Below are 15648 nucleotides of genomic sequence, written 5' to 3'. Positions count from 1 at the left end.
AGCTGAGGGGCGCTGAACTTGCTTCAGCTGATTTGGTCGATGAAGTCGAAAAGCTCGCGATCGTCGGCGGAATCGAGGCTGTCGGCGCCGCCGTCCAGCTCGATGTCACCGACGTCCTTGCCTTCGAGCTCACGCAACAGTGCGGTCAATCTGCTCGCGATATCCGCCCGGTCCGGGGCCGACAGCTCGGCGTTCGCACAACTGCGCGCCAGCGCATCGATCTCGGCCGCGATGCGCTCCGCGGGGTCCTCCGCCGGAACGAGCTCTTGGCGGAGGAAACCGGCCAGCGCCTCCGGCGTCGGATAGTCGAACATCGCGGTCGCGGACAACTCCACGCCCACAGCGGATTTCAGCCGGTTGCGGAACTCCATCACGCCCAGCGAGTCGAACCCGATATCACTGAACGGTTTGTCCGGCGGGGTCGCGTCCGCACCGGAGTGTCCCAGGACGACCGCGGCCTGAGCCCGGATCACGTCGAGGAGCAGACCTTCTTGTTCGGCTGTCGAACGGCCGAGCAGTTGCGCCGCCAGGGTCGCGGCCCCCGCGGGGCGCCCATTCGGCGCCGTCGCGCCCGCCGGATCGCCCACCCCGCGCCGCGCCGGTCGCGACGAGCCAGGGGCGATCTCCCGCATGACCGCGTGCACGTCATCGGGAGCCGCCGCGCCGAGAGCCGTTCGGTCGATCCGGACCGCCACGAACGACGACCGGCCGCCCGCCAGCGCGGCGTCGAACAGCTCCATGCCGTCCTCGTCGCCCAACGGCAGCAGACCCGCACGCCGCAAGCGGGCCAGGTCGGCCTCGCCGAGCGCGCTGGTCATCCCGCCGCTCTGCTGCCACGGCCCCCAGACCACCGACGTCGCGGGCAGACCGGTGACGTGCCGGTGTTGCGCCAACGCGTCGAGGAAGACATTGGCGGCCGCGTAGTTCGCCTGGCCCGGATTGCCGATCACGCCCGCGATCGAGGAGTACAGCACGAACGCCGACAGATCCAAGTCCTTGGTCGCCTCGTGCAAGTTCCAGGCCGCGTCCACCTTCGGCCGCAACACCCGCGCGATCTGCTCCGGCGTCATGGTGGCGAGCAGACCGTCGGCCAGCACACCCGCCGCGTGCACGACAGCGGTCAACGGATGCCGCGACGGTATTCCCGCCAGCACCGCGTCCAGTGCGGCGCGATCGGCCGCGTCACACGCGACCACGTCCACGTGCGCGCCGAGCGCGGTCAGCTCGGCGGCGAGTTCGGTGGCACCCGGCGCTTCCGGACCCCGCCTACCTGCCAACACCAACCGGCGCACGCCATGCGCGGTGATCAGGTGTCGCGCGACCACCGCGCCCAATCCTCCGGTGCCGCCGGTGACGAGAACAGTGCCCTCCGGCCGCAACGGCGCCGGCACGGTGAGCACGTTCTTGCCGATATGCCGGGCCTGACTCAGGTACCGGTAGGCATCCGGCGCGTGCCGCAGGTCCGACGCGGTGGGCGGGGTCGGCGTCAGCTTCCCGGCCTCGAAGAGCTCGACCAGGGCGGTCAGAATCTCGTGCAGCCGATCCGGATCGACCTCCATCAGCACGAAACTGTGGTAGTCCACCCCCGGATGTTCGGCGGCCACCTCGGCCGGATCCCGCCGGTCGATCATGCCCATTTCCACGAACCGGCCACCGCGCGGCAGCAGACGCAACGACGCATCCACGAATTCGCCCGCCAGCGAATCCAACACGATGTCCACACCGCGACCGTCGGTGGCGTCGAGGAACTTCCGCTCGAAATCCAGCGTGCGCGAGTTGCCGATCTGAGCGTCGTCGAATCCCAAGTCACGCAGGACTTTCCACTTGGGCTCGCTGGCGGTGACCAACAATCGCAGGCCCAGGTGTCGGGCGAGTTGCACGGCCGCCAGGCCGACACCACCCGTGGCCGCATGCAGCAACAGCGTCTCGCCGGGGCGCGCACCGGCCAGATCGACGAGACCGTAGTAGGCGGTCGCGTACACGATCGGAATCGCCGCGGCCTGAGCGAACGACCAGCCACGCGGAATCGGCGCGAGCAGTCGGTGATCGGCCACCGCCACCGATCCGACGCCCGGGATCAACCCGAAAACCCGGTCGCCGGGGGCGAATTCGGTCACATCCGGTGCGACCTCCACCACCACCCCGGCGCCCTCGCCGCCGATTCGCGCGGCTGGGTCGGGGTAGGTACCGAGCGCGATCAGCACATCTCGGAAGTTGAGGCCGACCGACCGCATACTCACCCGGACCTGCCCCGGGGCAAGCGGTTCCGACGCCGTCGGATCGTCGCTGACGGCGAAGTTGTCGCCGGTGAGCGTGCCCTTGCCGAGCACCGTCAGCTCCCACGGTGACGTTCGATACGGTCCGTCCGGGGGCGCGACGCCAGCGCTTCCAGGCACGACCGCGTCGACCGGGGTATTGCGCGACGCGACTTCGAGCGGGTTCGAACCGGCGCGGTTCAGCCGCGGTGCGTATGCCTTTCCGCGCCGCACGGCCAGCTGGGGTTCGTCGCCGGTAGCCGAGGCCAGTGCCACGGCGGTCCGGTAATCCGCCCAGTCCTCGACATCGACGAGGAGCAGCCGGTCCGGGTTCTCGCTCTGCGCCGTACGCAGGAGACCCCACATCGCCGCCGTGGGCAGGTCCACCGGCTCGTGGGCATGGATGGCGACCGCGTGCCGGGTCACCACGATGACGCGGCGGTCCCGAGTCAGCAGTCGCCGCACCCGCGCCGCGAGTTCGGTGACCCGGTCCCGCACCGCCGCGGGGAGATCGCCGTCGACGGTCGTGGCGTCGAGCCGCACCACCGTCGCGTCCCGTCCCGCGATCGTCACGGTTTCGCCATCGCCGTCCTCGGCGCGGCTCCAGGTGTCGGCCGCGGTGAGCGCACCGGCGGGCTCGGGTAGCGGAACCCAATCGAGCTGGTAGCCAATGCCTTCGGTGCGACGGTGCGCCGAGCCGAGCGCGTCGGCCGACAACATCCCCAGCGTCAGCGCGCCCACTTCGGCGACAGCCACGCCTGCCGGGTCGGCCAGACTTACGGTTATCGGCTCGCCCGCCCGTCCGGAGCCGGTCACGGCGGCGCGGACCCGCACCGTGGTCGCGCCCGTCGCGTACAGGGCGATGTTCTCCCAGGAGAACGGGACGGCGATCATCCCGGCCCGGGTGTCGGGAGCCAGCCCACCGAGCAGGATCGCGTGCAGCGCGGCATCCAGCAATGCCGGATGCACGCCGAATCGCGCGCCGTCCGAACGTGCCGACTCCGGCAGGACGACCTCGGCGAACACCTCGCCTTCGCGCCGCCACAGGGCGGTCAGTCCGCGGAACGCGGGTCCGTATTCATAGCCCCGCTCGGCCAGATCGGCGTAGGCGTGATCGATCGCGATCGCCGTCGCGTCCGCGGGCGGCCAGCTGACCGGAACGGAGTCGACCGGGGGCGTGTCCGATCCCGCGGTGACCGTCGCGACCGCGTGGCGAACCCACCGGTCCGGGTCGTCGCCGCGCGAGTCCGAAGCACCGCCGATGGATCGCGAGTACACCGACACCGTCCGTGCGCCGGTTTCATCCGGGCCACCCGCTACCACTCGCAATTCGACGGCCGACCCGGCGGACACCGGTATCGGCAGCGGCGCCTCGATGACCAGCTCCGCGAGTCGGGGGCGTTCCAGCACCGTTCCCACGTGCAGGACCAGCTCCACGAGGGCGGCGCCGGGCAGCAGCGTCACCCCGGCGACGGCATGATCGGCCAGCCAAGGATGACCGGCCCGAGACAGCCTTCCGGTGAACACCACGTCCTCGGATTCCGGCAACCGCACCAGCGCGCCCAACAGCGGATGCCCCGCGGCGTCCAGGCCCGACTGCCGCAGGTCCGGCGCGTCGACCGGCTGTGCCCAGTAGCGTCGATGCTGGAACGCGTAGGTCGGCAGCGCCACCCGCTCGGTGCGGCGGCCCGCGTACAGCGGCGTCCAGTCCACCCCGACACCGACGACAGCGGCTTGCGCCAGCGCGGACACGAACTGGGTCGGCTCGTCGATCGAGCGCCGGGCGGCCGCGACCACCGTGGACTTGGCCTCGACGGCCGGAGTCTCGGCAAGACATTGCCGCGTCATCGCGGCGAGCACCGCATCCGGTCCGATCTCCACGAACCGCCGCGCGCCCGCCTCGACCAGGGCGTCGATCCCCGGCGCGAACCGGACGCACGCTCGCACCTGCTCGACCCAGTACTCGGGATCGGTCAGCTCGGCACCGACCACGACCGCCGAAACGTTCGACACGATCGGCAGCGACGGCTCGTGGTATGTCAAACGTTCTGCGACAGCGCGGAATTCGTCGAGCATCGGCTCCATCGCCACCGAGTGGAACGCGTGACTGACCCGCAGCCGGGAGATCCGCACTCCCTGCCCGGCGAGCCGATCACCGATCCGCGCTATCGCGGCCTCTTCCCCGGACAACACCACCGACGACGGGCTGTTCACCGCCGCCAGCGACACCCGCTCACCGAACTCGGCCAGCACCGCCAACGCCTCGGCCTCCGACACGGCGACCGCGAGCATCGCCCCGCCCTCCGGCAAGGCGCCCATCAACCGCCCCCGCGCCACCACCAGCGCGCACGCGTCCGCGAGCGACCACACCCCCGCCACATACGCCGCCGCCAACTCACCGATCGAATGCCCGATCAGCAGATCCGCTGCCACGCCGAACGATTCGAGCAGCCGGAACAACGCCACCTCGAACGCGAACAACGCGGGCTGGGTGAACTCCGTGCGATCCAACAACCCCTCGGTGTCGGAGAACATGAGCTCTTTCAACGACAGCGCCGAGCTCGTCGAGGGATGGAGCGACGAGTTCGCCCGACCCAACAACGGATCGACCTGCGCGCACACCTCGTCCAACGCCGCCGCGAACACCGGAAACGCCTCGTACAGACCCGCGCCCATCCCGAACCGCTGCGCGCCCTGCCCGGTGAACAGGAACGCCGTCTTTCCCGAACCCGCCGTCCCCGCGATCGTGCCCGGCGCACCCACCGCCAAATCGGCCAGACCGGCGAGCAATTCGTCTCGATCCCGGCCGACGACGACCCCCCGGTGATCCAGCGATGCCCGCGTGTCCACCAAGGACCGCGCCACCGACCAGGTGTCGGCCTCCGGGCGATCGATCAACCACGCACGCAACCGCTCGGCCTGTGCCCGGAGGCCGTCCTCCGATTTGGCCGAGATCGTCCACGGCACAGCGACTTTCGACGAGGCCGAATCGTGCTCGGTCATCGACACTGCCTTGGCCGGCGCTTCCTCGAGGATCGCGTGCGCGTTGGTGCCGCTGACACCGAACGACGACACGCCCGCTCGACGGACCCGTCCACCGGCGGGCCACGGCTGGGCCTCGGTCAACAGCTGGACATCGCCCGCGGACCAGTCCACATGGGGGCTCGGCTCGTCCGCGTGCAGTGTCTTGGGCAGGGTTTCGTGTCGCAGCGCCTGCACCATCTTGATCACGCCGCCGACACCGGCCGCGGCCACGGTGTGACCGATATTCGACTTGATCGATCCGATGCGCAGCGGCTCGCGGTCCCCACGCTCCTGTCCGTACGCGGAGATCAACGCGTTGGCTTCGATGGGATCCCCGAGGGGAGTGCCGGTCCCGTGCGCTTCCACCGCATCGACGTCGGCGGGTGTGAGCCCGGCATTGGCGAGGGCCTGCGCGATCACTCGCTCCTGCGACGGACCGTTCGGAGCGGTCAGACCGTTGCTCGCACCGTCCTGGTTCACCGCGCTGCCCCGGACGACGGCCAGGATGTCGTGGCCGAGCCGCTGCGCGTCCGACAGCCGCTCCAAGACCAGGACACCCACGCCTTCGGCGAAGGCCACACCGTCGGCCGCGGCGGAGAACGCCTTGCAGCGGCCATCCGGCGACAGGCCGCGCTGCCGCGCGAAATCCACGGAGAGATACGGGGTCGCCGCCACGGTGACGCCGCCCGCCAAGGCCAGCGACGTCTCGCCCTGACGCAAGGCCTGACACGCCAAGTGCAAGGCCACCAGTGACGACGAGCATGCGGTGTCGATGGTGACCGCCGGTCCCTCGAGGCCGAACACGTAGGCGACGCGGCCCGAGACGACACTGTGGGTGGTGCCGGTCAGCCGGTACCCTTCGAGGTCGCCGGTGACCCGGTCGACGTACCCCGAAGCGCACGCGCCTGCGAACACGCCGGTATCGCTGCCGCGCAACGTGACCGGGTCGATTCCGGAGTGCTCCAACGCCTCCCAGGAGGCTTCCAGCAGCAACCGCTGCTGCGGATCCATCGCCAGGGCCTCGCGCGGGCTGATCCCGAAGAATCCCGCGTCGAAATCAGCGGCGTCATCGAGGAATCCACCGCCGCGGCTGTAGACAGTCCCCGGCTTGTCCGGATCCTGGTCGATCAGCTGCTGGAGATTCCAGCCGCGATCGTCCGGGAATTCCGTGGTGGCATCGGTGCCGGACCGCACCAGATCCCACAACTGCTCCGGTGTTCGGACGCCGCCGGGGAACCGGCAGCTCATGCCGACGATCGCGATGGGCTCGTCCACGCGTACCCGACGCGACACGCGGGCCGCCTTGGCACCGGATTCGGTTCCCGTGATCTTGGAGTGCAAGAGGGTGGCGACCGCCGCGGCGGTGGGGTGGTCGAAGACCAGGGTGGACGGCAGCTGGACACCGGTGGCCTTGGATAGGCGGTTGCGGAATTCGACACCGCCGAGCGAGTCGAATCCCAGTGCGTCGAATCGCTCGCCGGGATTGATGTCGTCGGCGGAACCGTGGCCGAGCACGGCTGCCGCGTGTTCCCGGACCAGGTCGAGCACCACCTGGGCGCGTTCGGCCTCAGGGACCTGGCTCAGCCGGGTGCCCAGCGAACTCGACGCCGCCGCGGGCCGGTCCGTGGTGCGGGGCAGGAAACCGCGGAGCACCGCGGGCACCGCACCGTCGCGCGCTTCGCGCCGCAGCTCCGCCGGGTCGAACCCGATCGCTGCCACGTGGGCGGTGGCGCGGGCGGTGGCCGCGTCGAACAGGCGGAGACCTTCGTCGTTGCCGAGGGGGTGGAGACCGAGCCTTTCCCAGCGGGCGAGGGCGCCGCGGTCCAAGCCGCCGGTCATACCGGCGGCGGAGTTCCAGGGCCCCCAGGCCAGCGAAGTCGCGGGCAGCCCCGCGGCGCGTCGGCGGTGCGCCAGCGCGTCGAGGAATGCGTTGGCCGCCGCGTAGTTGCCCTGTCCCGCCGTGCCGATCGTCGCCGCGACGGACGAGAACAGCACGAAGGCCGACAGGCCACGATCCCGCGTGAGCTCGTGCAGATGCCAGGCAGCCGCAGCCTTCGGGTCGAACACGCGCCGCAGCTGCCCGGCCGACATGCCCGCGAGCGTGCCGTCGTCGAGGACGCCCGCCGCGTGTACTACACCGGTCAGCGGGTGATCGGCCTCGATCGAATCCAGAAGGGCGCGAAGGGCTTCGCGATCGCCCACATCGCAGGCCGCCACCCGGACAGCGGCGCCCGCTTCCGCCAGCTCGGACGCCAGCTCCGTTGCACCGTCGGCGGTTTCACCACGCCTGGACACCAGCAGCAAACGGCGAACTCCGTGTGCGGAGACCAGATGACGAGCCACGAGTGCGCCGAGGCCGCCGGTACCGCCGGTGATCAGTACGGTGCCTGTGCCAAATGCCGGGTCGGCGTCGTCCTCGGCCCGCGCTCGCACCAGTCTGGGCACGAGCAGCGCCCCGGCGCGCACCGCGGCCTGCTCTTCGCCCGTCGCGATAACCGCACCGACCAGCGTCGGGTCGATCACGGGTGCGGCGGCCGACGGGTCGGCGTCGAGGAGGACGAATCGGCCCGGATATTCGGTTTGCGCGCTGCGCATCAGGCCCCGGACGGCCGCCGCGGCGAGATCCGGCGCCTCACCTGGCAGTCCGGCGCCGTTCGTGGTCAGCACGACCAGGCGAGTGTCGGCCAGACGGTCTTCCGCCAGCCAGGCCTGGACCGTCGCCAGCGCCGTTTCCAGGTGGCCGCGAACGACCACCGGGTCGCCGGCCGCGGCGCCGACCTCCGGATGCCAGCACACGACGTCCGGAATCGTCTGTGCCGCAGCGAGTTCCGAAGGACTGGAATAGCTGGTGTCGATTCCGGCGACCGGCGCCGAACCGAGTACGGCCATGCGGTCCGCGGACACATTCGGCGCCGCTACCGGCGCGGGCGTCCACTGGATCTCGTAGAGGTCGGCGTCATCACCGGCCAGGGTGCCACGCATCTGTTTCACGTCGTACGGCCGCATGACGACCGCGTCGACGGAGACCACGGGCCGCCCCGAATCGTCGACGGTCGCGACGGAGATCGTCTCCGGTCCGGTCGCCACGGCGATGACCCGCAGCGTCGTCGCCTTGACCACCGGCCGATGTAGTCGAGCCCCGCCCCAGCGGAACAGCAAGCGGCCGGTGTTCGGATCGCTGTCCAGATCGCGCCAGACGAGCCCGGCCAGCCCGGCGTGCATCACCAGGTCGAGCAGGGCGGGATGCAGATCGAACCGCTCGGGTTCCGGCGCGGCGGCGGTGTCCAGCGTGATCTCGGAGAAGACGGTCTCGCCCCGCTGCCATGCGGCGTCGACACCGATGAACGCCGGACCGTATTCGAGTCCGGACCCCTCGGCGATCCGCTCGGGAATCCATGCGGTGTCGAGAGTTTCGGCGTCGACCGGCGGCCATGCCTCGTCCCGCAGCCGGTTCAGCAGAGCGTCGTCGCCGTCCCACGAAGGTGCCAGTACACCGCTGGCGTTGCGCACCCATTCGCCCGATCCGCGACCGGACTTTCGGAAGTAGAAACCGAACTGCCGTCGCCCGGTCCCATCGGGTTCCCCCACGGACACCTGGAGTTCGACCTCGTCGTCTTCCGACGGGAGTATCGGAGCCTCCAGGGTCAGCTCTTCGACGACGCCGCAATCGATTCGGCTGCCCGCGACGAGCAGGAACTCGACGAGGGTCGCGCTCGGCAGCACCACGGTGCCGTAGGTCATATGGTCGGCGACCCACGGGTCGGTCGGCAGCGAGAACCTGCCGGTGAAAACGAACTCGTCCTTACCGGCCACCGGCACCACACCGGTGAGCAACGGGTGGCCGGTCTCGCCGGTGGCTTCGGGACGCGGCGGCAACCAGAATCGCTGGTGCTGGAAGGCATAGGTGGGCAGCGGAACTCGTCGCATCGCCCGGCGCGCGAACAGCGGCGTCCAATCCACGCTCACACCGGCTGTGTGCGCGTGCGCCAGCATCGTCGAGAACTGTTGGAGCTCATCGTGTTCCCGCCGCGCTGCCGCGATCACCACCGACTCCGCGCCCTCCGGAAGGGTCTGCCGGGTCAACGCCGCCAGCACCGCGTCGGGCCCGATCTCCAGAAATCGGCGGATACCCGAGGCGAGCAACGTCTCGATGCCCGGCGCGAATCGCACCGCGGCCCGCACCTGCCGAACCCAGTAGGCGGGTTCGGTCATCTCGTCCCCGGCCAGCCGACCGGACACATTCGATACCACCGGCAGGCGCGGCCGGTGGTACGTCAAGTCCTTCGCGACAGCCTCGAATTCGGCCAGCATCGGCTCCATCCGGTGCGAGTGGAAGGCGTGGCTGACCCGCAGTCGTGACGTCTTCCTGCCGCGCTCGGCGTGCAGGGATTCGACCTCGGCGATCGCGTCTTCGTCACCGGAAATCACCAGGGCCGCAGGCGCGTTCACCGCCGCAACCGACACTCGGCCGGGGTACCGGGCGACCACAGCGTTCACTTCGGTTTCCGAGGCCGCGATGGCCAGCATCGCGCCGCCCTCGGGCAACGCCCCCATGAGACGGCCGCGCGCTGCCACCAACCGGCAGGCGTCCTCCAGCGACCACAGGCCAGCGAGGTACGCGGCCGCGACTTCTCCGATCGAGTGGCCGATCAACACGTCCGGGGTCACACCGAAGGACTCCAGCAGGCGATACAGCGCCACTTCGAAGGCGAACAGCGCGGGCTGGGTGAACTCCGTCCGATCCAGCACCGTGGCGCCGGTAGCGCCGATGGCGCCGCTGAACATCAACTGTTTCAGCGAACATCCCAGCACCGGATCGAACTGGGCGCACACCGAATCCAACGCGTCCGCGAAGACCGGGAACGCCTCGTACAACCCGGCGCCCATACCGACCCGCTGCGCGCCCTGACCGGTGCACAAGAATGCCGTCTGCCCCGAACCGACGGCGCCGACAACGACACCGGCGCCGGATCCCGATTCGGCGAGACTCGTCAACCGCTCGAGCAGCTCGTCTCGATCACGACCTAGGATCACACTCCGCGAATCCAGCTGGGCCCGTGCGGTCGCCAGCGCATAGGCCGCGTCCGCGATGTCGATCTCCGGCCGCTCCGAGAGCCACGCACGCAGCCGGGCGGCCTGCGCGCGCAATCCTGCCTCGCCCTTGCCCGACACCAGCAATGGGATGAGCGGCACGGCCGTGTTCGACTGCCGCTCCGCGTCTTCGACGACCTCGGCGGGCGCTACCGGTGCGGCAGGTGCTTCTTCGAGGATCACATGCGCGTTGGTGCCGCTGATTCCGAACGACGACACACCCGCCCGACGCACCCGCTCGGCGGCGGTCCACGGTTCGGCTTCGGTCAGCAGACGCACCGCACCCGAAGTCCAATCCACGTGCGGCGACGGCGAATCGACGTGCAGCGTCCGCGGCAACCGCTCGTGCCGCATCGCCTGCACCATCTTGATCACACCGGCCACACCGGCGGCGGCCACGGCATGGCCGATATTGGATTTCACCGAACCGATCCGCAACGGCTCCCGATCGCCGCGTTCCTGGCCGTAGGCGGCGATCAAAGCCTGTGCCTCGATCGGATCGCCCAGCGTCGTTCCGGTCCCGTGCGCCTCGACAGCGTCCACGTCGACCGCCGAGATCCCGGCATTGGCGAGGGCCTGCGCGATCACTCGCTCCTGCGACGGACCGTTCGGAGCGGTCAGACCGTTGCTCGCGCCGTCCTGGTTCACCGCGCTACCGCGAACGACCGCCAGAATGTTGTGGCCGAGCCGCTGGGCATCCGAAAGGCGTTCGAGCACAAGGACACCCGAACCCTCCGACCACGCCACACCGTCGGCGGCGGCCGAGAACGCCTTGCAACGACCGTCCGGTGCCAGGCCGCGCTGCCTGGCGAAGTCCACGTACAGATACGGACTCGCCGCGACGGTCACACCGCCGGCGAGCACCAGCGAGCTGTCGCCCTGGCGCAGCGCCTGACACGCCAGGTGCAACGCCACCAGCGACGACGAGCACGCCGTATCCACGGTGACCGCCGGACCTTCCAGGCCGAACACGTACGCGACACGACCCGAGATGACGCTGTGCGACGTGCCGGTCAGCCGGAATCCCTCCAGGTCACCGGTCACCCGGCCGGAGTAACCCGACGAGCAGGCACCGGCGAAGACGCCGGTGTCACTGCCCCGCAACGACGTCGGGTCGATGCCCGCGTCCTCCAGGGCTTCCCATGCGGTTTCGAGCAAAAGCCGCTGCTGCGGATCCATCGCCAGCGCTTCACGAGGGCTGATGCCGAAGAAACCCGGATCGAAATCGCCTGCCGTGGCGAGGAATCCGCCATGGCGCGAGTAGACCTTGCCCGGTTTGTCGGGGTCCGGATCGAACAGCCGGTCCAGGTCCCAGCCGCGGTCGGTCGGGAATTCGCCGATCACGTCACGGCCCTCGGCGACCAGGTTCCACAGATCCTCGGCGGACCGCACACCGCCCGGGAATCGGGCACTCATGCCGACGATCGCGATCGGTTCGTTCGACGTCGGGGATGGTCGGCCGGCGGAGCGGCTGAGCTCAGCGCGGCGCGAGACGCGCCGCTGTCCACGGTCGGTCCCGGTGACCCGTGCCCGTAGCAGCGCCGCGACCGCGGTCGCGGTCGGATGGTCGAAGACGAGCGTCCTCGGCAGCGGCACACCGGTGGCCCGCATCAGCCGGTTCTGCAACTCGACTCCGCTGACGGAGTCGAAGCCGAACTCGGTGAACGGCAGGTCGGGGTGAATCGATTCAGCCGACTCGTGACCTAGTACGGCAGCAGCGTGCTCGCGAACGAGATCGAGAGCTATTGTGTCGCGCTGATATTCGGGAGCACCCAGCAGTTTGCGTGCTAGCGGGCCGTTGTCCCGGCCTCCCGTCCGCTCTTCGGAAATTCGGTCCTCGGGAGTCTGTTCCTCGGCTGCCGCGACGACATCGGTGACACCGCCACCGGAAGTGACCGGCGCACCGGCCCAGAAATTGCGACGCTGAAACGCGTACGGCGGCAAATCGACCCGCGCCCCACCCGAGACCAGCGCGTGCAAGTCCACCGGCACACCGGCGCAATAGGCCTCTGCCAGCGATGCCGTGAACCGTTCCTGGCCGCCCGCACCGCGCCGCAACGAGCCGACGACAGCTACGCCCTCGGCCGCACCGGCCGCCTCGGCGGTCAGGCCGATGCCCATCGTGAGCACCGGATGCGGACTCGCCTCGATGAATCCGTTGACACCGTCCCCGATCAGCGCCGTGACAGCATCGGCGAATCGAACCGGTTCCCGCAACGACCGATACCAGTAGTCGGCGTCGAGTTCCGCCGTATCCAACTGGTCGGCGAAAACCGTGGAGAAGAAAGGCACCGAACCGGATCGCGGGCGGACCGGCTCCAGTTCCTCGAGCAACCGATCGCGGAGCCGCTCGACCACCTTCGAATGCGACGCGTAGTCCACCGGAATCCGGCGGGCCCACACACCGTCGTCGGCGCAGGCGGCGAGAAACTCCTCCATCGCCGGAACATCACCGGCTATCACGCTCTGCGCCGGTCCGTTCACCGCCGCCAACGACAACCGATCCCCATACGCCGACAGACGTTCCCGGACCGCGTCCGCGCCGAGTCCGATCGAAGCCATACCGCCCTGTCCGGCCAGCTCGTCGGCGACCGCCCGCGACCGCAGCGTCACCACGCGCGCCGCGTCGGACAGCGACAATCCACCGGCGACGTGCGCGGCGGCGATCTCGCCCTGGGAATGGCCGATCACCACATCCGGCTGCACGCCGGCCGCCTGCCACATCCGGGCCAGCGAGACCATCACCGCGAACAGCACCGGCTGCACGACATCCACGCGATCCAGCGGGGGCGCGGCGCCCTCGCGACGCAGCACCGCTGTCAGCGACCAGTCCACGTACGGCGCGAGCGCCGCTTCGCAGTCCGCGATCGACTCCGCGAACGCCCCACCAGAATCCAACAGCCCGAGCGCCATACCCTCCCACTGGCTGCCTTGCCCGGGGAAGACGAACGCGATCCGCCGCTGTTCGGCCCGCGCGGTGGTCGGCTCGACGTCCGCGGCGGGCGCGGTCGGGTCGGCGAGGGCCGCCAATCCGGCCAGCAACTCCTCTCGATCCCGCCCGACGACGCTGCCGCGCCACTCCATTTGGGCTCTGGTGGTCAGCAGCGAACGCGCCACATCGACCACATCCAGCTCCGGATGGCGGAGCAGCCACTCCCGGAGCCGGGCCGCTTGCGCGCGCACGCCGTCCTCGCTGCGGGCCGACACCACCCACGGCACCGCACCGACCGCGCCGTCGCCCGTGGACGCCGTCGACGAGACGGCGGGCGCCTCCTCCACGATCACGTGGGCATTCGATCCCCCCATGCCGAACGAGGACACCCCTGCCCTGCGCACCGCGGCCGCGGGCCAGTCCTCGGTGCCCGTGACGACCCGTAAACCCAGATCTACGAGAGGAATACGCGGATTCGGCGTCTCGAAGTTCAGGCTGGCCACCAGTTCCCGGTGACTCAGCGAGAGCACGGTCTTGACGAGACCCGCGATACCCGAAGCACCTTCCAGGTGCCCGATATTCGTCTTGACCGATCCGACGGCCAGCGGCGCGTCCTGCGCCCGGCCTGCGCCGTAGGTCTCGCCGAGCGCGGCGGCCTCGACCGGATCACCGGCGGGCGTTCCGGTGCCGTGCAATTCGACGTACTGCACCGACCCTGCCTCGACACCCGCCGCGCTCAGAGCGGAGCGGATCGCCGTGGCCTGCGCATCCCGGCTCGGGGCGCTCAACACTCGGCGTTCGTTGCCGGTGTTGACCGCGCTGCCGCGGATCACGGCCCGAATCCGGTCGCCGTCGGCGATCGCCCGCGCCAGTGGTTTCAGCACCACCACACCGCCGCCCTCGCCGCGCACGAACCCGTCGGCCCGCGCGTCGAAGGTGTGGCACGCGCCCAGCGCAGACTGCGCGCCGAACTGCTCGATCCGTTCACCGCTCGTCGGCGACAGAATCAGGTTCAGGCCACCGGCCAGGGCCACGTCGCTCTCGCCGCTGCGCAGGCTCTCACACGCCAGATGCACCGCGACCAGCGATGATGCCTGGGCGCTGTCGATGACGATGCTCGGGCCGTTGAAACCGAAGTAGTTCGAGACGCGGTTGGCGATGATGCCGCGTCCGACACCCCACAGCGAGTGCCTGCTGACGCCCGGACCACCTTGGGAAGCAACGATTTCGGCGAAATCACCACCGGTGCAGCCGAGGAACACGCCACACCGCCGGTCATCGCGTGCCGTGGCGGCCAGGCCCGCGTCCTCGAGCGCCTCCCAGCTCAACTCCAACGCGAGCAGCTGCTGCGGATCGATCGCCCGCGCCTCGTTGGGCGAGACCCCGAAGAAGTCCGCGTCGAACTCACCCGCGGTGTCGATGAATCCGGCCCGCTCGGTGATGTTCCCGCGTGCGGACGGAGCTGCGCCGATCGCGGCGCGCCCCGCTCTGAGGAGCTGCCAGAAACTGTCGAGATCGGCCGCTCCCGGCATTCTGCAGGACATGCCGACAATAGCGACGGCAAAGGCCGATCCGGTCACCTCTGACCATCCTTCCTCAGTGCACGCTGTGACCCCCCGTCACGATTGATTCACGGTTAAACCAAAGATTGCATTAAGATTTATCGAGACAGTTCCGGCTCGGAACGTTCATGCTTCGACATAACCGATTTCGACGTGGTCGAGGGTCGGCGAAGCGCCCCGAATAAAGCGGAGCATTTTCCACAATAATGCGGAGCATCTCCCACGGACAGGCCGAGCCACGAGGAGACAACGCAGGTCAGACCGGACCTAGCGGTGCCGTCGGGGCTCAGTAGAGCAATCGAGTCAGCGAGCGACGCTGGAAACAGAAGCGCTACAGGGCATGCCAGAGGATTGCGGCGCGCGTTAGAGGGTTAGTGCCCGAACAAGGTGCGTACGTCGCACCTACGCTATGGCGATGTGGATTGGCACAAGGATCCCTCTCGGAATTTCGTACGGCAGCACAGGATTCATGGTTACTGAACAGTATTTGTACGATCTCGAGCTTGTCAACCGTCCGGGAGTATCACGACGGTTACCTTGACCGAAGAGAGCGCCGGAGGTTCGCTCGAGCCGGTGATCACCGGTCGGCTCCGGCGCGGAGTCTGCCGGAACCGGTGGAGCGTCGGGCGTCGTCGCCGCGGTCGCCGCACTCGGCGCCGAGGCGAACCAGGGAACCCGCGGACCCGGCGATCGACACCCAGATGACGGGTCCGCAGCGATACATCGGGCGTCCTGCGAGCAGGCGGCGACCAGGTTCTTCGTCGAGGCGACCTGTTCTGCGGTT

Annotated in this window: 1 protein-coding gene; it reads right to left on the bottom strand. The window is 69.5% G+C overall.

The genetic code is table 11. The features are described 5' to 3' along the window. Positions 1-23: 23 nt before the first annotated feature. Positions 24-14882, bottom strand: a complete 14859-nt coding sequence (locus tag FB390_RS13510; RefSeq protein WP_281292307.1) for a type I polyketide synthase — start codon at positions 14880-14882, stop codon at positions 24-26. Positions 14883-15648: the final 766 nt, after the last annotated feature.

The sequence above is a fragment of the Nocardia bhagyanarayanae genome, from assembly GCF_006716565.1.
Lineage (GTDB): Bacteria > Actinomycetota > Actinomycetes > Mycobacteriales > Mycobacteriaceae > Nocardia > Nocardia bhagyanarayanae.
Note: the sequence above shows the minus strand (reverse complement) of the source record. Positions and strands in the feature narration are given on the sequence as shown.